The sequence below is a fragment of the Bradyrhizobium cedriense genome (genome assembly GCF_054602315.1).
In genome coordinates this window covers 804,152-823,591 of record NZ_JBTSWB010000003.1, presented here as the reverse complement: position 1 = coordinate 823,591, position 19,440 = coordinate 804,152, and the positions used below count along the sequence as shown (strand labels likewise).

The following is a 19,440-nucleotide window of genomic DNA, read 5'->3' as shown; positions in this document are numbered from 1 at the left end:
GCTGATTCGATGAAGCAGATTCGCTATACTACAAGGGTTTTGCGCTCTCAGCCCGCGATTGCGGGCCGCCATCGGCGCTCCGGTGTTCGCCAGTCGATGCCTTCGATCAGCATGGCCAGTTGCGCCGGCGACAACGTGACCGTGCCGCCTGGATCGCTCATTCTGGGCCAGATAAAGCCGCCTTGATCGAGCTTCTTGCTGAACAGACAGAGCCCGTTGCCGTCCCAGAACATGATCTTCAGCATGCTCGCCCGCTTGCCTCGGAAGGCAAACAGATGGCCTGAGAACGGGTCCTTCTTCAACGTTTCCTGGACGGTGATCGCGAGCCCGTCGAGGCCCTTTCTCATATCGGTGTAACCCAGCGCCAGGTGCACCTTCACGCCCGCCGGAACGATCATCATGATGCGATCTCCCGGTCGGCGACGTGTCGACGGACGGCGTCCGGATCAGCATCGGCGGGTGCGAAGACGCGACGCCCGTCGGCCAATTCGACCGCCACCATACCATCAGGCGGCTGCAATAAATCATGGAGAACAAGCGCGGGCGAAGGAGAGTCTGACACTTCGTTTGCGACCTCGACCCGAGCCAATTCCGCCCGCGCTTGTCGTCCAAATCCGAACTGAACTCGCCACCGGAACAGCATGCTGGTGACGATGCCGTGGCGCCGGCAGACCTCGGCGGCGCTGGCATCAGGAGCCTCGGATTCGCGTACGATCGCGAGTTTCTCCCCGTCGCTGAAGCGACGTCGGCTGGCGCGTCCGTCGTCCGATGGATCGACGCTCGAAGCCTCTGTCAAGCCGCTTTCGACGGTGGACTCCTTAGCAGCGCTGCTAGCACTAGTGCTTATTTGCGCGCGGGCACTGGGGTGGAGTTGCGCTCGCCAGTCGATTTCCACCTCCTGGGCATCGATCAGATCGCGCCATCGCTGCAGGCCAAATCGCGATATTCCATGGGCCTTGGCGTACGCCCGCACGCTCATTCCGGACCACGTCATCGCCTCCACATGCATGGCCCAGAACGCCTGGACGGCACGGCTGCGCGCGTCGCTGGACAGCTTGAGAGGTCGCCGCAAACGGCGCTCCTCACGCTTCAATTCGGCTTGTACTCGAATGGCTTCCACGTCGACGAGGGCGTTCAGCCAGCGCGCAAAAGTGCCCTGATCCAGGCGATGCTGACGGCAGTAACCGCGCCGGCTGAGGCCGCTCTTCCGCCACGCCTCGATGTGCACTGACCACCAGGTTCGGCGCGCTCTGTTCTCATATTGTTTCCGCCCCACAAGAGATTCTCCATGTTGCAGGAAAATCCAATATGGAACGACGAGGCATTCTCGAAAGACGTGCAAGAACCGGACGCTTACAAAAAAAGCGGGAGGGCAAGATAAAAGCACTGGCGCCACGGAGCGCCTAAGCTGTTGTCTGCACATCCAAGATTTGGCGCTCTCCGTACCCTCGCTGTCGCCAAGTGAGACCCAACGCAATGGCGAACTTGGGCAATTGCGTCTGCGTCTTGGCGAGCCCTCGTCGGCTTCACATATCGGCGTCTTCTCCAGACGTCGGGTGCAGGCCATGCGAGAGATCGACGACGAATTCGAAGTGAAGCTTGGACGGATCGGCAACCGCAGGGCCCGGAGGGCGACCAGCTATCTTCGACGCGTCCGCCAGGAGGCGACCAAGGCCGGTGCCAGTGTGCGAACAGGTTCGTCGTTCTCAGGCGGCCGCATCGGCCGCGGCCACGCGCAGGGAGCAGTGTTGGCCGGGCGCGGACGAAGCTCCGGCCAGCGCCGTGTCGTGATCAAGGCCAGGATCGTGCGGATCAAGTCAGGTGACACCGGTGCGGTGCGAGCTCACCTCCGATACGTCCAGCGCGACGGCGTCACGCGTGAGGGCGAGCCTGGAGAGCTTTACGACGCCAGCAACGACCGCGCCGATGGCAAGAGCTTTACGGAGCGCAGCGCTGGCGATCGCCACCAGTTCCGGTTTATCGTGGCGCCGGAGGACAGCGCGGAACTGACGGACCTGAAGCCATTCGTCCGCGACCTCATGCGGCAGATGGAGCAGGACCTCGGCATTAAGTTGGACTGGGTTGCTGCTGATCATTTCAACACCGGCCATCCCCACACGCACATCCTCTTGCGCGGCAAGGACGGCGAAGGAAACGACCTCGTCATCGCACGCGACTATATCGCTCACGGCTTTCGGTCGCGGGCAGCGGAGCTCATCACGCGAGAGCTCGGTCCGGAAACGGAGATCGAGGTCGCGCGCAAGCTTCAGCAGGAGATCACGGCCGAGCGGCTCACGCGGCTTGACCGGAGCATCCTGCGAGATGCCCCTAGCGGAGCTCTTCAGCTTGGGGCGCTGTCGGGACGGGAGCCTGCCTGGCAAACGGCACGGATCGGACGGCTGCGAACCCTGGAGCGGATGGGGTTGGCAGAAGAGAGCGAGCCGGGGCGTTGGCGGATCGACCCTGAGCTTGAGCCCAAGCTGAGACGCATGGGGGAACGCGGCGATATCATCAAGACCATGCACCGTGAGATGGCTGCGGCGGGAGTTTCGCGGGCCGCCAGCGACTACACGATCTTTGATCCGGAACGAAGCGCTCATCGCCTGGTCGGGCGGGTCGTTGGCGAGGGGTTTGCGGACGAACTGACGGAGCGCCGCTATGTCGTGATCGATGGGGTGGACGGACGGACGCACTATGCCGAGCTCGGAACCCTTCGTGTCAACGAGGAGGCACCTGTCCGCAACACGATTCTGGAACTCAGGTCGCGCGTCGCTGAACCGGGCGCGATCGATCGCACGATCGCTAGCGTTGCCGCCCGCAATGGCGGCATCTATAGCGACCGCCTGCATCAGGAATTTGACCCGCATGCGTCGGGCGAATTTGTCGGATCCCACGTGCGGCGCCTGGAAGCGATGCGGCGCGAAGGGATGGTAAGCCGGCTTGCCGATGGCAGTTGGAGCGCCGGGCAGGATTACCTGGACCGGGCGCTTCGATACGAGAAGCTCCAGCAAACGCGCAATCCGGTGCGGGTCGCGGTGCTGTCATGGCAAAGGCTCGAGGACCTGCCGCAGGCGGTAGGCGCAACTTGGCTCGATCGCAAGCTCGTTGGGAAGGAGCCGGATGAGCTCGCATCGGCCGGCTTTGGCGCGGAAGTCGAGACCGCCCAGCGAGCAAGGCGGCAGTGGCTGATCGAGCAGGGGCTGGCGCGAGAGGAGGGTGGCCAGATGCGCTTTGCACGAAACATGCTCGAGACGCTCGAGGCGCGCGAGCTGGCGCGGACCGCGGCCGACATATCCGCGCGCACCGGCCTTGAACATGTCGACGTCAAGGTCGGCGGCAAGATCGATGGCGTCTACCGGCGCATGCTGACGTTGAACAGCGGGCGGTTCGCCCTGATCGAGCGATCCCACGAGTTCGTGCTGGTGCCGTGGCGGCCGGTGCTGGAGCGGGCGCGCGGGCAATTGGTCACCGGCCAAGTCGGCGGGGAGGGCATATCCTGGTCGATCGGCATCAAGCGCGGGATTGGACGATGACGAGAGACTTACTTCCGCTTGGGCGCTCGTCGTGCCGAAAAACTATCGACGTCAGAGGTCTTGACCAGGACGGCGCCGGGCTCGTCGACTGGCGAGGAAAGGTATTTGGCGCGAGCGATGTCCTCGATCCTCGACCTGTTCTTGAGGAACGCTTCCACCCGACCCTCTTGTCCGAGCCCATCGGCACCGAAATGGTCGTCCAGGGCCTCGCGGCTGACTGCGCAGCTGACTGAGCCGTCGAGCTCTTTTCCCTGGAACGTTACGACGTCGCGGCTGAAGTCATAGCGAGCAGGGGGATTGTCGAACGCAAGATCGATGCCCGGAATGATCGAGCGAGGCGCGCCAATGGTCTTGAGCACCACGTCCCGAACGGAAGCCGCAAGCAAACTGAGCCCTTCGAGCATCAATTGGCGCCATTTGGGACCACGAGCGTGAGCTTCCTCCCAGGCTGATTTCAGCTCATGGGGGCGTTTTTCCGCCAGGACCGCGAGCAAGGCCTCGGACTGCTGCAGGTCCTTGTCGCGCTTTGCAAACCCCTCCGGGCGCCTGCGGGAGATGATCAGCTTGTGGACGGCATAGCGCGCGGGCGCCGGCACGTGAACATAGATGCCGGCGCCATGCAGGATGACCGCGGGTTCGGGATCGCGGATCAGGAAGTCCAGGAAGCGCAGCGGCTGGGCGTCTGTGTTCAGGGCAGGCAGCTTCTGAGGGCGGGCAGTCTCCTTGCCCTCGTGGGGCGTCAGGAAGTCGACGCGCAAGCCGCCCTTGGCGGCATAGCTCGTCACGCGCCGGCCATCAGATACGTGAGGAACGGCACGAAAGGTCTTGTCGACTTCCTTCAGCACGTCCAGAACGGGCGGCGTTGAGTCCTCGACCGCCACTGAGACATTCTTGAACTGGGCAATGTCGACGTCGCCGGTCTGGAGCGAGCCGGCGGAGAGGCGAACGCCAAGCATGGCGGCATAGGTCTGGTAGGCGATCGTCCCAACGAGAACGCCGCGAAGGCGGAACACGCCGGCCTTGGCAAGCGCCGCGATGACGTCGCCGATCTCGGGAATGGGGCGAGGAAAGCTGAACGAGCGGACGAGGGTGGACACAAGGGCCCGGCGCTCCCGCTCGTCTTCTCGAACTTCCTGGTGGTGGGCAATGCGCTCCAGCAGCTCTGGCGTCTCTGGCCCGACATAGCGCTGCGACCGTTCGGCTCCGGTGCCAGTCTGGAAATACCAATATTTGCGGCCATTGATGCTCTTGGCCGTGAACGAGCCGCTGTCCGCAAAGGCGTCCTGGAAGGCCGCGGTCGCGGTGCGCTCGAGGAGCTCGGCGTAGGTCGTCTGGCTCACCAGGGAAGGGGCCGGCATGGTCGTTGTCCAGAGTTATACTCAGTCTGCGGATTGAGTATAAGGGGGATGGAACCCGGCGTCCAGCGGGTTTATACTCACTTCGCGGGGTGAGTATAAGGCGGTTAACCCTGGTTTCAGAGGCGAATCGGCGCGCCAGCCCCGTCAGTAGCAACGACTGCCCGGTTCCGCCCCTCTGTTCCATACCCGCCTCGGCCACGACCCGATCCGCATCAAAAATCGTCCAGCTAGAGCCCGCAGCTCACCTTTTGTTGAGCTGTTGGATCATCCTCGCCGAGACTGGACCGAGATCCTTCTCGCCTTCGCACACCTGATCGACATTGCTCTTGCTTGCCGGACGCCATTTTTATTTCGATTGAACGCAAAGCGCATTGGTCCCTTTCATCGCGCCGCTCACGTGGGGTGAGTGAGTGGGGCGAGCGGAATGTTTCCAGCAAAAATCTATGTCGGTCAGATCGCCGTCGTACTCGGCATTGTCGTTGTGTCGACATGGGGCGCGACGCAATGGACCGCCGCAGCTCTCGGCTATCAGCAGCGCCTCGGTGAACCATGGTTCCTGATCGTCGGTTATCGCGTCTATCTGCCTTGGCGTTTGTTCGAATGGTGGTTCGCGTACGAAGCCTATGCGCCCGAGATATTCGAAGAGGGCGGAGCCATCGCTGCCGCCGGCGGCATCGCAGGCGCACTGTTTGCCATCGTCAATTCGGTGTGGCGTGCGCGCCAAAGCCAGTTGGTGACGACTTACGGTTCGGCTCGGTGGGCAACGCCGAAGGAAATCAAGACCGCCGGTCTATTCGCGTCCAAGGGCGTTTTCTTAGGTGCCCTCGAAAATAACTACCTGCGCCACGATGGACCGGAACACGTCATGTGCTTTGCGCCGACCCGCTCGGGCAAGGGCGTCGGACTGGTCTTGCCCACACTGCTCTCGTGGACGTCGTCGGCGGTGGTGCATGACATCAAAGGCGAAAACTGGGAGTTGACCTCGGGCTGGCGCTCGACGTTCTCGCATTGCCTCCTGTTCAATCCCACGGACGAGCGGAGCGCCCGCTACAATCCGCTGCTTGAGGTGCGCAAAGGAGCCGCCGAAGTCCGCGACGTCCAGAACATCGCCGACATCCTGGTCGACCCGGAAGGCGCGCTCGAACGCCGAACCCATTGGGAAAAGACCAGTCACTCCCTGCTGGTCGGCGTCATCCTTCACGTCCTTTACGCGGAAGAGAAGAAGACGCTCACCCGTGTCACCGAGATCCTGGCCGACCCCGCGCAGTCCTTTGAGAAGACGCTTAGGATCATGCTGGCAACCAATCACCTCGGCACCGAGGCGGACCCGAAAGTCCACCCCGTCGTCGCCGCGACCGCACGAGAGTTGCTCAACAAGTCGGAAAACGAGCGCTCCGGCGTTCTGTCGACCGCAGTGAGCTTTCTCGGGCTCTACCGCGATCCCGTCGTCAGCCGAAACACCGAGTCCTGTGATTGGCGCATCGCCGACCTCGTGAGCGCCGACAAGCCGGTCACGCTCTATCTCGTCGTTCCGCCGTCGGACATCAGTAGGACCAAGCCGCTGATCAGGCTGATCCTCAACCAGATCGGCCGCCGGCTGACCGAGACGCTGAACACCAAGGCAGGCGACCCCAAGCACCGCCAGCTTCTGATGATGCTGGATGAGTTTCCCGCGCTTGGCCGGCTCGACTTCTTCGAAAGCGCGCTCGCCTTCATGGCCGGCTATGGCATCCGTGCCTATCTGATCGCGCAGTCGCTCAACCAGATCGCAAAGGCGTATGGCGAGAACAATGCGATCCTGGACAATTGCCACGTCCGCATCGCCTTTGCCGCCAACGACGAGCGTACCGCCAAACGCATCTCAGACGCCCTCGGCACCGCGACGGAATTGCGTGCACAGCGCAACTATGCAGGTCACCGGCTGGCCCCCTGGCTCGGCCATGTCATGGTCAGCCGTCAGGAGACTGCGCGTCCTTTGCTGACGCCAGGCGAGGTGATGCAACTGCCGCCGGATCAGGCCATCGTGCTGGTTTCAGGGCTCGCACCAGTCCGCGCGATCAAGCTGCGGCACTATGAGGACGCAAACTTCGTCAGCCGTCTGCGGAAGCCGCCGTCCTTGGTGGGCGATGAGTACGCCGATCGGCCGCCGGCTCGTACTGACGATTGGCGCGGCGAGGTGCGCAACCCCGACCTTCGTCTTGCAACCCTGCCGTATCGCGAACTCATGCAGACGGGCGGCGAGGAAGGCGGGCTCAAGCAGCAATTGGCGTTGTTCGACGAGGCCGCGCCGACCGCGAACGAGCCGCGCGCCTTCGAGGAACGACTGCTCGACGATGAGACAGACGTGGCCGCCGACCGCAGCCAGATGCAGCAAGCAAGCGCGTCCAGCGCCGTACGTCGAGCCCATGCGGTCACCCGCGACGACGATGATCTTCTCCCCTCGTTCTGAAGAGAATCCCGATGAAACCGAAGCTATCCGCCTACGTCTCTGAAAGTGTGGCGCAGCGCCTCGAGCTCGCTGCCAAGCGTCCCGGAGCCAACAAGTCAGCCATTGTCGATGCTGCGCTCGATCGCTTCCTCAACCCCGAGCGCGATGCCAGCGGCGATGCGGCGCTGATCCGAAGGCTGGACCGGATGAGCCGGCAACTGGAACGCGTCGACCGCGACGTGAGTGTCCTGGCGGAGACCATCGCGCTGTTCATCCGCTACTACTTGACGATCACCCCGCCGCTGCCTTCGCAAGATCAGGACGCCGCGCGTGCGCTGGGACGTGAGCGGTTCGAAATGTTTGTCGCCCAGGTCGGCAAACGCGTCGCCGCTGGCGGCAGGCTTGTCGCCGACGTCATGGATCGCGTCAGCGCCTCGAAGCCGGATCTCTTCATGCGGAATCTCGAGGAGGGCGCCCCTCTGGGCGCCGCCCAAGCCAGCGACACTGGATCCCGCGCGCACGGCGCGACGGGTGAGCCGCCGGAGCATTCTCCGGCAGGGCGAGAGGAGATCGGCAATGTCTGATCTCCTCTCGCCAGAAACCCGCGAACGACGCCGGGGCATGCTGCGGACCGCCATGGGACCTGCAATCGCGCTCGCTCTGGAAGAGCCTGATGTCGTTGAAGTCATGGTCAATCCCGATGGGAGGCTCTGGCTTGATCGGCACGGGACGGGCCGCGCTGATACCGGCGTTGTTCTGACGCCGCAGGAGTCGGAGCGGATTATCCGCCTTGTCGCCAGCCATGTGCGGGCGGAAGCGAGCGGTTCGTCTCCGATCGTCTCGGCGGAACTCCCCGAAACGGGTGAACGCTTTGAAGGTGTCTTGCCACCGGTCGCGCTCGCGCCTTGCTTTTCCATCCGCAAGCCGGCAACGACCACGTTCCGCCTGTCCGACTACGTCAAGGCGCAGATTGCCTCGCCGCTGATGGCGAAGGTGCTGACTACCGCAGTCACTGAGGCGCGCAGCATCCTGATCGCCGGTGGAACCGGCTCGGGCAAGACCACGCTTGCCAATGCGCTTCTTGCGGAGATCGCCGGCCTCGAAGAGCGGGTGGTCATCATCGAGGACACTCGTGAGCTTCGCTGCGATGCAAAGGATGCAGTGACGCTCCGGACCAAGCCAGGCGTGGCGAGCCTTGCCGATCTTGTCCGCTCCACGCTGCGCCTGCGGCCTGACCGCATCATCGTCGGTGAGGTCAGAGGCGCTGAAGCCCTCGACATGCTGAAAGCCTGGAATACCGGTCATCCCGGTGGAATTGCCACGGTTCATGCCAACTCGGCACGAGCTGCGCTCTACCGGATCGAACAACTGATCCAGGAAGCGGTCGCAACCGTGCCGCGCCGGCTCATTGCCGAGGCGATCGACCTGATTGTCTTCATCAAGGGGCGGGGACCCGCACGGCGCATCGAAGCCGTTGCCGAACTCAAAGGCCTCGATCCGTCAGGCGACTACCTGCTCGAAACGCCACCCGGGCTTCCAAACACCTCCCACCGCCCCTGACCTGAAGGAGACTGAAATATGTCCATTCGACTGCGTCTAAACGTGCGTTCGCGTCTTCGCGGCTTCTGTTCGATCAGCGGGTTGCCCTTGGTCGAACTCGGCGTGGCCTCGGCTTGCGTGCTCCTCAGTGTCACTGCGGCACACGCCGCTGGCTCCGGCATGCCCTGGGAAGCACCGCTCGAGCGTGTCCTGGAATCCGTGCAGGGGCCCGTCGCCAAGATCGTCGCCGTCATCATCATCACGGTGACCGGCATATCGCTCGCCTTCGGCGACACCTCCGGCGGATTCCGCAAGATGGTCCAGGTCGTGTTTGGCCTCTCGATCGCCTTCGCTGCGAGTTCGTTCTTCCTTTCCTTCTTCTCGTTCGGTGGCGGAGCGCTGATCTGATGCGCCCCGATGGTTTTGAACTCGTGCTCCACCGCTCGTTGACCGAACCCATCCTGATCGGCGGCGCCCCGCGTGCCGCCGCCATCCTGATCGGGACCCTCTCGGCCGTGCTCGCACTCGGAATGCGCCTTTGGCTCGCCGGACTCGTGCTCTGGGTCATCGGACACAGTGCAGCCGTTTGGCTTGCCAAACGCGATCCGGCCTTTGTCGAGGTCGCCATCCGTCACACCAAACACAAAGGGCGACTCGCATGTTGAACCTGAAGGAATTCCGCGGCAACGCCTATCGCCTGGCTGATTGGTTGCCATGGGCATGCCTGGTCGCTCCTGGCGTCATCCTGAACAAGGATGGCAGCTTTCAGCGGACGATGCGCTATCGCGGGCCGGACCTCGACAGTGCGACCGAAGCCGAGCTGATGAGCGTTACATCACGCGTCAATAACGTCCTGAAGCGCTTTGGCTCAGGCTGGGCGCTGTTCTTTGATGCCACGCGCATCCCGACTGGCGAATATCCGAGGTCGGATTTTCCCGATCCGGTGTCCTGGCTGGTGGATGAAGAGCGACGGGCCGGCTTCGAAGGCCCCGCCGGCGTGGCATGGGAGGATCCGTCGCGCCCGGGCGGACAGCATTTCGAGAGTGTGCTGCATCTGACGTTGATGTATCTGCCGCCGGCCGAAAGGGTCTCCCGCCTCGAAGGTCTTTTCCTCGAGCGCCCTAAGGCTAGGGATAGCGTGGCGGAAAAAGGACAACGCATTCGACGTGGCCAATCGACCAAAACTGCTGCGCAAGGTGACATCGACGACGGTGAAATCGATGGCCAACAGAGATTTGATAGCAATGAGAGAGGTTATCGCGATCATCTCCAGAGGTTCATCCAGGAAACTGATCGGGCGATCGATCTGCTCTCGTCAGTCTTACCCGAGATCTGGCCCCTCAACGATGAGGAGACGCTCACCTATCTTCATGGCTGCGTCTCGACCAAGCGCCATCCGGTCGGCGTTCCCAAGATTCCAGCCTATCTCGACTGTTTCCTCGCTGATGAGCCGCTGACTGGCGGATTGTCGCCCGCGATCGGACGAAGCCATCTGCGTGTGCTGACCGTCCTTGGATTTCCGCACGTTACCTTTCCCGGCCTGCTTGATGAGCTGAACCGGCTCGGCGTTTCCTACCGCTGGGGGACACGGTTCATTCCGTTGGATCGCACGCAGGCAAACGCGACGCTGTCGCGCTACCGGCGGCAGTGGTTCGCGAAGCGAAAGTCGCTCGGCGCTATCCTGAAGGAAGTCATGTTCAACGAGCAGGCGGCGCTGCTCGACACCGACGCCAGCAACAAGGCTCTTGACGCCGACGCGGCGCTCTCCGAACTTGGCGACGATCTGGTTGCGTTCGGCTATATCACCACGACCGTCACCGTCAGCGATGAGGATTCGCACCAGGCGGATGAGAAAATCCGCGCAGTCGAGCGGGTGATCAATAGCCGGGGTTTCACGGCTATTCGCGAAAGCGTCAACGCGGTGGAAGCCTGGCTCGGTGGTCTGCCGGGGCAAGCCTATGCCAACATACGCCAGCCGATCGTTCACACGCTGAACCTCGCCCACATGTGCCCATTGTCGGCTGTATGGGCCGGGCCCGAACGGTGTGAGCACCTCGACGGCCCGCCGCTTTTGATCGCCAAGACCAAGGGTGCGACCCCATTCAGGCTGTCGCTTCACGCCGGCGATGTCGGGCATACCATCATTGTCGGTCCGACCGGAGCGGGCAAGTCGGTCTTGCTGTCGATGCTCGCCCTTCAATTCCGCCGCTACCCAAACGCTCAGTTGATCACGTTTGACAAGGGCCGGTCGGCACGGGTCACGACGCTCGCGTTGTCGGGGTCTTGGTACGAACTAGGCGCCAAAGGCGGTATCGCTTTTCAGCCGCTCAAGGACGTCGCGGAGGAGGGGGCGAGACTTTGGGCGCTGGACTGGCTCTGCGGCGTGCTTGCCCATGAGCGCGTCACCGTGACACCCGACGTCAAAGAGACGCTGTGGTCGGCGCTGAGGAGCCTCGGGTCGGCGCCCGTCTCGCAGCGGACCATGACTGGCCTCGTGGCGCTGCTTGCCCGCGACGCGCTGCGGCAGGCGCTGCAGCCCTACACACTGGAAGGACCGTACGGCCGTTTCCTGGATGCCGACGCTGATCGTCTTTCCGGCGCCGACGTGCTGACCTTCGAGATGGAAGAACTGATGGCGTTGCCAGGTCTGGTGGCGCCGGTTCTGACCTATCTCTTCCATACCCTTGAAGAGCGCTTTGATGGCCGGCCTACGCTATTGGTGCTGGACGAGGCCTGGGTGTTTCTGGACGATCCGCTGTTCGCGAGCCGGATTCGCGAATGGCTCAAGACGCTGCGCAAGAAGAACGTCTCGGTCATTTTTGCGACCCAGTCGCTGGCCGATATTGCCGACAGCCAGATTGCACCCGCGATCATCGAATCCTGTCCAAGCCGGATATTCCTCCCAAATTCCCGTGCGTTGGAGCCGACCCAAACCGAGACCTATCGTCGGTTCGGCTTGAACGACACGCAAATTCGCCTGATCGCCGAAGCATTCCCCAAGCGCGAGTACTACCTGCAGTCCCGCGCCGGAAACCGCCTGTTCGAGCTGGGTCTCGGACCAGTGGCGCTCGCGCTCGTCGCGGCGTCCTCGCCTGAGGATCAACGGACCATCGATGCGGTCCTGTCCCGCTCCGGCCCCCATCACTTTGCCAAGCGCTATCTCGCTGAACGAGATCTGCACTGGGCGGCGAACCTGATCAGCACCTTCGAACAGGCCCGGAAAGCCTGATCCAACCCAACGTTTAAGGAGCCATCTATGCTGAAGATCTTCGGCACGCCTGTCGCATGCCAGACACTAAAGGCGACGGTAATCGTCGCGCTGTCCCTCGTCATTGCGCTGAATGGATCTCGACGTCTCGGGGCGCAAGTCGTCGTCTTCGATCCATCGAACTACAGCCAAAATCTCCTAACGGCTGCTCGCACGCTTGAGCAAATCAACAACCAGGTCAGGAGTCTGCAAAACCAGACACAGTCCCTGCTCAATCAAGCCAGGAACCTTACGAGCCTCCCCACAAGCGTCGTCGGCCAGCTCACGTCAACAATCAATCAGATGAACACGCTGATTGGTCAAGCAAAGAACGTCTCATTCGATGTCCAGAAGACCCAGCAGGATTTTGAGCGCTTTTATCCTCGGCAGTACGCGGCAGCCGTCTCGTCGGACAAGATGGTGCAGGATGCGGCGTCGCGCTGGGACAATAGCTACGACGGATTGAAGCAGTCGCTCGCAGTTCAATCAGCCATTGTCAGCGGCTTGGATCAGGATGGCCAGACGCTTCGAACGCTAATGGCGAATTCGTCCGCGGCGGTTGGCTCGCTGCAGGCCCAACAATCCGGCAACGAACTGCTCGGCCTCCAGATCAAGCAGTCGTTGCAGGCCCAAGCACTCATGGCGACCCAGGCGCGCGCGGACACGTTGCGCGCTGCCGAACAGCAAGCATCATCGGCTGCCGCGAGGGAGCGCTTTACTCGCTTCATCGGCGATGGCCATGCCTACGCCAGCGGCAAGTAGGAGAGGGCGCCATGGCTGATCTCTCCGTCATCGACCGCTTCACCGAAACCTTCTCGCGCTACATCGACTCTGGATTTGGTCTCCTGTCGGGCGACGTCTCATTATTGAGCTCGACGTTGATCGGCATCGACCTCACTCTAGCGGGCCTTGCCTGGAGCATGCGCGCGGACGACCACATCATGGTGACGCTCGCCAAGAAGGTGCTCTATGTCGGCGCCTTCGCGTTCATTATCGGCAACTTCAAGAGCCTCGCCGATATTGTCCTTGCGTCGTTCTCCAGCATCGGACTGAAGGCGTCCGGCGGGACCTTAAGCGCGGCCGACCTGGCGCGGCCAGGGTTTGTCGCCTCCGCAGGCTTTACGGCTGCCCATCCTCTTCTGGAGGAGACCGGCCAGTTCTCTGGCTTCGATGTCCTGACCAACCTGCCGACGATTCTGATCCTGTTGTTCTGCTGGATCCTGATCGTGCTCGCGTTCTTCGTCCTTTCGGTGCAGCTCTTCGTCACGCTGATCGAGTTCAAGCTGACAACGCTCGCAAGCTTCATCCTTGTGCCGTTCGCCCTGTGGGGAAAGACCGCATTCCTCGCGGAAAAGACGCTCGGCAACGTGGTCGCCTCGGGGGTGAAGGTGATGGTTCTCGCGATCATCATCGGCATCGGCTCGACCATCTTCGGTCAGCTTGCCAGCACGCTGACGCGGCCGGTCGATATCGTATCGGCCATGAGCTTGCTGCTGGCGGCCCTTTCTTGTTTGGCCTTGGCATCTTCGGACCAGGGATCGCAGCGGGGTTGGTCTCGGGTGCGCCCCAGCTAGGAGCCGGCGCGGCAGCAGGAACAGTGGCGGGCGCTGCGGCTGTCGTGATCGGCGGCGGAGCGGCAGCCGCAGGAGGCTTACGCCTTGCCGCGGGCGGTTCAATGGCTGCGGTTCGCTCCGCAGCATCGCTTACCGGAGCGTCTTCGGCTGCGGGCACGTCAGCGCGGGCCGCGGCCGTGGATCAGCTATCGAGTGCGAGCACTGGCGGCGCAACGAACGGAGCGGCCGCTTCAGGCGCGGGGCGTGCGAGGGCGTCGTCAGCACGCGGACACGCGAGGGAAGCGGCCCAGGTCGCTGCCCACACTCTGAAGGAGGGTGACAAAGGCGGGCATTCGTCGGGCCCGAAGTTGGGGGAGGAGTAAGATATGGCAAGTCATCCGTTTCAGCGCGTGTCCGTTCGCTATGGCGAGACGCCCGAGCCTGTCACACCCTATCAGAAAGCAGCCCAGGTCTGGGACGAGCGGCTCGGGTCGGCCCGGGTGCAGGCCAGCAACTGGCGACTGGCGGCGCTGGCAGCGATCGGCCTGTCTAGCGTTCTCGGATTGACGATCTTCACCCAGATCGCGCGCTCGGGTGTCGTTCCCTACGTGGTCGAGGTCGATCGGCTCGGTGAAGTGCGAGCAGTCGGGCCGGCCCTCGAGGCCTACCAGCCGTCAGACGCGCAGATCGCACATTTCCTTGCGCGGTTCATCGAGAATGTCCGCTCGCTGTCGATCGATCCGGTCATCGTCCGCGCGAACTGGCTGCGTGCCTATGACTTCGTCACCGACCGCGGCGCGCAAGCCTTGAACGACTACGCGCGCGAAGCCGATCCTTTTACAAAGATTGGCTCGAAGACCGTGACCGCCGAAGTCACGTCCGTGGTGCGCGCGTCTGGCGACAGCTTCGAGATCCGCTGGAAAGAGAACGCCTACGAGAACGGCGCGATCGCAAAGACCGAGCGCTTCACCGGTCTCGTCACCACCGTTCTCAAGCCGCCCGCAGATGCCGAAACCCTGCGGAAGAACCCTCTCGGCCTCTACGTCCATTCCCTCAACTGGTCGCGCGACCTCATCGGAGACGCCAAATGAATTCTACTGCTCTTACCAAGCTCGCGTCGGCCAGTGTCCTTGCCTTGTCGCTTGGCCTTGCCGGATGCGCCACCAAGTTGAATCTCGAAGCGCCCTATGATGAAATGGTCTTTGAGAAGGGACTTCCAGAGGCCGATCCGCCGGCGCCGGTACAGGTCGTCGAAACCCCCAAGGTCCTGCCGTTGCCTGGCCAGTTGAAACCCCTACCGACAAAAGCAGCCAAGGACGAAAAACTACCGCCGGAGCAGGCGATCGCGAAGGCGAACAAGGCGGCGCGGATGGAGCCGACGCGGGCCGGCTACATCAATGCCATCCAAGTGTACCCCTGGACGGAGGGCGCACTGTACCGGCTTTATGCAAGTCCAGAAAAGGTCTCGACCATCGCGCTTCAACCCGGTGAGGAACTGATCGACGTCTCCACGGGAGATACGGTTCGCTGGGTGGTTGGCGATACCTCGAGCGGGCAGGGTATCTCCCGGCGCGTGCACATCCTGGTGAAGCCGACGCTACCTGATATCCAAACCAACCTCGTGGTCCTGACTGATCGACGCGCCTATCACCTCGAGCTCGTCTCGACCAAGCAGACCTACATGGCGTCCATCTCGTGGACTTATCCGACCGATACGCTCGTTGCCCTCCACAAGCAGAACGCCGCGGCACAGCAAAGCGAGGAGCGGGTCGCCGATCGCGGTGTGCGGCTCGACAGCCTGAATTTCCGCTATCGCATCGAAGGCGACGATCCGCCGTGGCGGCCGGTGCGCGCCTTCGACGACGGCCGCAAGGTCTATATCCAGATGCCGTCCGGCCTGTCGCAAGGCGAAGCGCCGCCTTTGTTCGTCGCGGGAGCCGATGGCCGGCCGAACCTCGTCAACTACCGGGTCCGCGGTTCCTACTACATCGTCGATCGGATGTTCGGCGCCGCTGAGCTTCGTCTTGGCGAAGATCCGCAACGCATCGTCCGGATCATCCGCATCGACGCGCGCCCCGTGTCGCAAGCCTTCAGCATCGGGAGTGCCTCATGACGAGCTTGGATCAGGATCCGGAGCCGCTTGAACTCCGGGCTCGGCCACGGCCCGTGCGGCGCCTCAATAGGCGCGCTCTCATGATCGGCTGCGCTGTAGCGGCGCTGTTTCTTGGTGGTGCGATACTCATTGCGCTGAGGCCGAACTCCTTCAAGCAGTCTGACCGAACGGAGCTGTACAATACCGACCGCAAGCAGACGGCCGAGGGCCTGAGCAAGCTGCCAAAGTCCTACGAAGACCTGCCGCCATCGACGCCGCGGCTTGGACCGCCATCGCCAGGGGACATTGGCAGGGCCTTTGCCGAAAACGAGAAGAAGGCTGGCGTCGCTCCGGACGCTGGCTTCCGAACCAACCCGGAGGAAGACGCCGAACGGGCTGAGCGGATCCGCCAGACGCGAGTCGCTCAACAGGCAAAGGAGTCCGGCTTGTTCGTCCGCCTGTCGGAAAAACAGGAGAAGCGCAAGCAGGCAAGCCCGACTGACGCTCCGGCGACCACTCCGTCGGCATTCCGGCCTCCAGCGCCCGACACCGGTCCATCTGCCGCGGAACTTGCAAAGACGGCGCAGGCGATGATGGATCGCTCCAGCGAAATCATTCCCTCGTCGCAGGCGCGAAAACTGGCCTTCGCCGGCGCGAAGGCTGACACGGAGACCACCAATCCTCATGCGCTCAAACCTGCGCCATCCACTTATTCAGTGATGGCAGGATCAATCATCCCTGCGAGCCTCGTCACGGGACTGAATTCGGACTTGCCCGGGGCGACGATCGGCCAGGTGACCGAGAACGTCTACGATACAGTGACGGGCGAGCATCTCCTGATCCCGCAGGGGACCCGGCTCATGGGCAAATACGATAGCGTCGTCGCGTTTGGCCAAAAGCGCGCGCTCGTGGTCTGGACGCGACTTATCCTGCCGAACGGCAATTCGATCGTGATCGAGAACCTTCCGGCTACAGACATCGCAGGCTATGCCGGGCTTGAAGACCAGGTGGACTTCCATACCTGGCAGTTGCTCAAGGGCGTGGCCCTGGCGACCCTGATCGGGGTGGGGACGCAGCTATCGATCGGCAACGACGAGAGCGATCTCGTGAAAGCGCTGCGCGAAAGCACCCAGCAAACGACCAATCGCGCCGGCCAGCGCTTGGTGGAGCGCGAGCTCGACGTGCAGCCGACGATTACAGTACGACCGGGATGGCCGCTACGGGTGATTGTTTCGAAGGATCTGGTGCTGAAGCCGTACCAGGACGTTCAGACAGCGGCGAAAGGCAGGTGAGGGATGAAGCTTGCGAAGCTGCCTGATCGGACCCCGGTCAAAACGACCATTGTGCTTGCGCCGAGCCTGGCGCAGCGGCTGCGCGAGTACGCCGTTTTCTATGCAGAGACTTACGGCAACAAGGAAGAAGTGGCTGACCTGATACCGTTTATGCTTGAGGCGTTTCTTGATGGTGACGCGGACTTTAAGAGAGGTAGCAAGAAGAGACACGACGGGTAAATGGGCACTGGCATCCCAAGTAGCAATTGTGCGTCCTTATTTCGCCTCACCTCCGAGGAGACGGATCGTGCGCTCAACCGCTTCAACGGACTTGTGAAGGCGTCCGAGCAATGTTCTCAGCTCCGCTTCCGTCGTCTCTTCCTTGTGGAGATTTTGGCTGGCTACGAACGCGTCCACTAGGTGGTCAATGGAAACAGTCGTCCTTGCCGAAAAGCAATCAGATGCAGGTCCAGTGACAGCGGAGGCGATCTGTCCATCGCCTAACAAGTTGATTTCCACCGAAGCATTCTCGAAGACCGCACCTTGGATCACGCGGGCCGGAATTTCGATCGAGGCTATCACGCTTCCTGTCAACGCATCACGGTAACCGACGGTTGCTGAGCATTGGTCGCATTTAGCGAAGGGACCAAAATTGAGGTCGATTTGTTCTGTTGACATAGCTCTCGGGACTTGCATCAGAAGTTGTCGAGTCTAGTCGCTTTATGACTCATAGTCTATGGGCTGATAGTGCTGTTTATCCCGATTTTCCTGCATGCGCCTGCAGGACCGAGTCGGCTTAAATATTCAGGAGTTGCGCCGAGCAAAGAAACTCAGCCAGGAGGAGCTCGCCGACAGGTGCAAGGTCCACCAGACGTATCTTAGTGGCGTCGAAACGGGTAAGAGGAATCCCTCTCTCTTAGTACTCGAGCGGATAGCTAGAGCTTTGGACGTCGACGCCGAGGAACTAGTTCGTCGGCGACGACGGCGAACCGGCGGAGCCGGTGACTCCTAATCAGAGGATCCAAGGTTCTAACCTTGGTGTGCCCATCAATCTCTCAGAAAAATCCGTCGGCGATCCTCGTGAGGCGAACATCTCGCTCGTTCACTTAGGTCACGCCTGGGTCACAAACGTGGGATTCCCGGGCCGCACCTTAGCGCTCTCGAAAGGTGCCCGCTATACGATGAAATGCTATCGACAAGACGCGCGCCCGGTTGTCCGCTACTGCGTAGTTGAAAGTCGATCCACAGGAGCTGGCTATACTGAGTAGGGGTCGCCCGGCGGGTCGCGATTGGCGCTCGGGCAGGCTTCGTTGGCCCGCTGAGATTCCAATTCGTCAGCCCCGCCGAACTCATGCCCGCGAGCACGAAAAAGTTCGTCGAACATGTGGTCTGCGTCCCAAGCCTGCGCGGACGTATAAGTTCGCCGATCGTACTATGAGTAAAGCAATCGCAGCGCCGTCCTCTGCACCGGGGTGTCTCCCCTCAGAACCATTAGCTTTCGAGGCCTGCGGTCATCAATGCGGCTGCCAGGCCGAAGCTGCCCTAAGGAACGCCAAGGTCTCATCGGAGGATAGCTTATCGGCTGGCGGAAAACCTTCGGCCAGCGCGCGGCCCACCAAGATTGAAGTTATCCGGCTTTTTGCCGCGATCTTCAATCGCTATCAGGAAACGGCTCCCACGATCGACCACCATTCTACCAATCGCGACTTACTTCGATTTGCGATACGTTATGGGACGTGCCAATCCCGGCAGGGTTTGGAGACAACCTCCTGCCGGGCGGTTCAATTGAAGCGGCGGGTTGCGCCACTTCCAGCGCCATGGGAGTTGGGCATCTTTGGTGATGTTGAGTCGTTTCCCGATGTCGATGTCAGTGATCGCTTTAACGGGACGGTAGATGCGGAACGGCTTCTCGAAGAGACTGGCTCCATCGAGCGCTGGCTGGACGTCGAGGGCCTCGCCCACAGCGCAGGGACCGTGGCTGATCCGCTTTTCGTAGCCCTTGGCTCGAGTTCGGACGTTTCGATCGGCGGCAGGATGGCGGCTGCGACGTGCAGCCATGATCTCGAGCCCAACGAGCGGGATGCCGGCTCGGATCAGCACGGAGCTACCATGGCCCTTGGGTCCGCAGACCAGGTCGATGGCCCACATCGTCGAGCGACGGTAGGGGTGGACGTAGGCGTGGCCGTGGGCAAGGCGCTGCGAGGCGGCGTCATGGAACGCGCCTTCGATCTCGTCGTATGCCTCGAGATCAGACAGGCCGATAGCAACGTCGCCATCCCGATTGTCCATGCTGACCACGCACCCAATCAGGCGCGGCGCCACCTCGAAGGAGTGCGGCGCGAAGAAGTCGGGCTCGACGGGGACGTATTGCGTTCCGAAGTATTCAATCATCCGAAATCCTTAGCAAGCAAGCTGACCG

Annotated in this window: 19 protein-coding genes; 14 read left to right on the top strand and 5 right to left on the bottom strand. The window is 62.1% G+C overall.

The window, feature by feature from the left end; genetic code table 11:
* Positions 1 to 47 precede the first annotated feature (47 nt).
* Positions 48 to 401 carry an IS66 family insertion sequence element accessory protein TnpB gene (gene tnpB / locus ACYCVF_RS15660; RefSeq protein ID WP_459606397.1) on the bottom strand — a complete coding sequence of 118 codons (354 nt, stop codon included), beginning with the start codon at positions 399 to 401 and terminating at the stop codon, positions 48 to 50.
* A complete protein-coding gene (gene tnpA / locus ACYCVF_RS15655; protein WP_459606398.1) occupies positions 398 to 1,228 on the bottom strand; it encodes an IS66 family insertion sequence element accessory protein TnpA in 831 nt (276 codons plus the stop codon). Before tnpA ends, tnpB begins: the two co-directional genes overlap by 4 nt.
* On the opposite strand from tnpA, the gene rlxS reads away from it, so the two are divergent.
* A complete protein-coding gene (gene rlxS / locus ACYCVF_RS15650; protein ID WP_459606399.1) occupies positions 1,221 to 3,533 on the top strand; it encodes a relaxase/mobilization nuclease RlxS in 2,313 nt (770 codons plus the stop codon). The genes tnpA and rlxS overlap by 8 nt on opposite strands.
* Before the next feature lie 8 nt (positions 3,534 to 3,541).
* On the opposite strand, the gene ACYCVF_RS15645 is transcribed toward rlxS, so the two are convergent.
* The gene (locus tag ACYCVF_RS15645) at positions 3,542 to 4,891 is read right to left on the bottom strand and encodes a GSU2403 family nucleotidyltransferase fold protein (RefSeq protein WP_448042928.1); all 1,350 of its coding nucleotides are present in this window, start codon (positions 4,889 to 4,891) and stop codon (positions 3,542 to 3,544) included.
* 424 nt (positions 4,892 to 5,315) lie between these two features.
* On the opposite strand from ACYCVF_RS15645, the gene ACYCVF_RS15640 reads away from it, so the two are divergent.
* From ACYCVF_RS15640 to ACYCVF_RS15585, 12 genes are all read left to right on the top strand, one after another.
* A complete protein-coding gene (locus ACYCVF_RS15640; protein ID WP_448042929.1) occupies positions 5,316 to 7,340 on the top strand; it encodes a conjugal transfer protein TraG in 2,025 nt (674 codons plus the stop codon).
* An 11-nt stretch (positions 7,341 to 7,351) separates the two neighbouring features.
* A complete protein-coding gene (locus ACYCVF_RS15635) occupies positions 7,352 to 7,903 on the top strand; it encodes a CopG family transcriptional regulator (RefSeq protein ID WP_459606400.1) in 552 nt (183 codons plus the stop codon).
* A complete protein-coding gene (gene trbB, locus ACYCVF_RS15630; protein WP_448046269.1) occupies positions 7,896 to 8,879 on the top strand; it encodes a P-type conjugative transfer ATPase TrbB in 984 nt (327 codons plus the stop codon). The genes ACYCVF_RS15635 and trbB overlap by 8 nt, the downstream gene beginning before the upstream one ends.
* Positions 8,880 to 8,897: 18 nt before the next feature.
* On the top strand, positions 8,898 to 9,266 hold the full coding sequence (locus tag ACYCVF_RS15625) for a TrbC/VirB2 family type IV secretion system protein (RefSeq protein WP_448042931.1): 369 nt from the start codon (positions 8,898 to 8,900) through the stop codon (positions 9,264 to 9,266).
* Positions 9,266 to 9,523: a VirB3 family type IV secretion system protein gene (locus tag ACYCVF_RS15620; protein WP_448042932.1), complete on the top strand. Its 258-nt coding sequence runs from the start codon at positions 9,266 to 9,268 to the stop codon at positions 9,521 to 9,523. The genes ACYCVF_RS15625 and ACYCVF_RS15620 overlap by 1 nt, the downstream gene beginning before the upstream one ends.
* A complete protein-coding gene (gene trbE, locus ACYCVF_RS15615; RefSeq protein ID WP_448042933.1) occupies positions 9,517 to 12,087 on the top strand; it encodes a conjugal transfer protein TrbE in 2,571 nt (856 codons plus the stop codon). Before ACYCVF_RS15620 ends, trbE begins: the two co-directional genes overlap by 7 nt.
* A gap of 27 nt (positions 12,088 to 12,114) precedes the next feature.
* On the top strand, positions 12,115 to 12,867 hold the full coding sequence (gene trbJ, locus ACYCVF_RS15610; RefSeq protein ID WP_448042934.1) for a P-type conjugative transfer protein TrbJ: 753 nt from the start codon (positions 12,115 to 12,117) through the stop codon (positions 12,865 to 12,867).
* An 11-nt stretch (positions 12,868 to 12,878) separates the two neighbouring features.
* On the top strand, positions 12,879 to 13,679 hold the full coding sequence (trbL, locus tag ACYCVF_RS15605; RefSeq protein ID WP_459606401.1) for a P-type conjugative transfer protein TrbL: 801 nt from the start codon (positions 12,879 to 12,881) through the stop codon (positions 13,677 to 13,679).
* Positions 13,680 to 14,044: 365 nt separating this feature from the next.
* Positions 14,045 to 14,749, top strand: coding sequence for a conjugal transfer protein TrbF (gene trbF / locus ACYCVF_RS15600; RefSeq protein WP_448042936.1), 705 nt, complete (start codon positions 14,045 to 14,047; stop codon positions 14,747 to 14,749).
* The gene (gene trbG / locus ACYCVF_RS15595) at positions 14,746 to 15,771 is read left to right on the top strand and encodes a P-type conjugative transfer protein TrbG (protein ID WP_448042937.1); all 1,026 of its coding nucleotides are present in this window, start codon (positions 14,746 to 14,748) and stop codon (positions 15,769 to 15,771) included. Before trbF ends, trbG begins: the two co-directional genes overlap by 4 nt.
* Before the next feature lie 80 nt (positions 15,772 to 15,851).
* A complete protein-coding gene (locus ACYCVF_RS15590) occupies positions 15,852 to 17,042 on the top strand; it encodes a TraB/TrbI/VirB10 family type IV secretion system protein (RefSeq protein ID WP_448042938.1) in 1,191 nt (396 codons plus the stop codon).
* 3 nt (positions 17,043 to 17,045) lie between these two features.
* Entirely contained in the window at positions 17,046 to 17,261 is a 216-nt protein-coding gene (locus tag ACYCVF_RS15585) for a DUF2274 domain-containing protein (protein WP_448042939.1), read from the top strand.
* A gap of 36 nt (positions 17,262 to 17,297) precedes the next feature.
* Here the strand turns inward: ACYCVF_RS15585 and ACYCVF_RS15580 are convergent, their stop codons facing one another.
* Positions 17,298 to 17,699, bottom strand: coding sequence for a hypothetical protein (locus ACYCVF_RS15580; protein WP_448042940.1), 402 nt, complete (start codon positions 17,697 to 17,699; stop codon positions 17,298 to 17,300).
* A 94-nt stretch (positions 17,700 to 17,793) separates the two neighbouring features.
* Between ACYCVF_RS15580 and ACYCVF_RS15575 the strand changes: the two genes are divergently transcribed.
* Complete coding sequence (locus ACYCVF_RS15575; protein ID WP_459606402.1) at positions 17,794 to 18,033, top strand: helix-turn-helix domain-containing protein; 240 nt, start codon at positions 17,794 to 17,796, stop codon at positions 18,031 to 18,033.
* A gap of 695 nt (positions 18,034 to 18,728) precedes the next feature.
* Here ACYCVF_RS15575 and ACYCVF_RS15570 read toward each other — a convergent pair.
* Positions 18,729 to 19,412 carry a DNA-3-methyladenine glycosylase gene (locus tag ACYCVF_RS15570; RefSeq protein ID WP_448042942.1) on the bottom strand — a complete coding sequence of 228 codons (684 nt, stop codon included), beginning with the start codon at positions 19,410 to 19,412 and terminating at the stop codon, positions 18,729 to 18,731.
* Positions 19,413 to 19,440: the final 28 nt, after the last annotated feature.